Below are 223 nucleotides of genomic sequence, written 5' to 3'. Positions count from 1 at the left end.
GGATAGGTCTTGAAGCCGACCAGCACGTCGGCATTGGCGACCATGCGTTCGGTGATGTTGCCATGAAGATCGAGGGCGACGCCAAGCGGCACATCCGGCGCGACGGCGCGAACGCGCGCGAGAAGTTCTCCCTCCCCGTCGTCAAAACTTTCCGTCACCATCGCACCGTGAAGATCGACAAGAATGGCGTCACATCCGTTCCGGACAGCCTCGACGATGGCGG

The 223-nt window shown here is 61.9% G+C and carries 1 protein-coding gene; it reads right to left on the bottom strand.

What is annotated here, in order from left to right; all coding sequences use genetic code 11:
- Window positions 1–223 (bottom strand): M81 family metallopeptidase (locus E4K09_RS22340; RefSeq protein ID WP_166802446.1); only part of this gene is annotated, 223 nt, incomplete at both ends.

This window comes from Microvirga pakistanensis (genome assembly GCF_004458765.1).
GTDB lineage: Bacteria > Pseudomonadota > Alphaproteobacteria > Rhizobiales > Beijerinckiaceae > Microvirga > Microvirga pakistanensis.
This window is presented reverse-complemented; position numbering and strand designations above follow the sequence as displayed.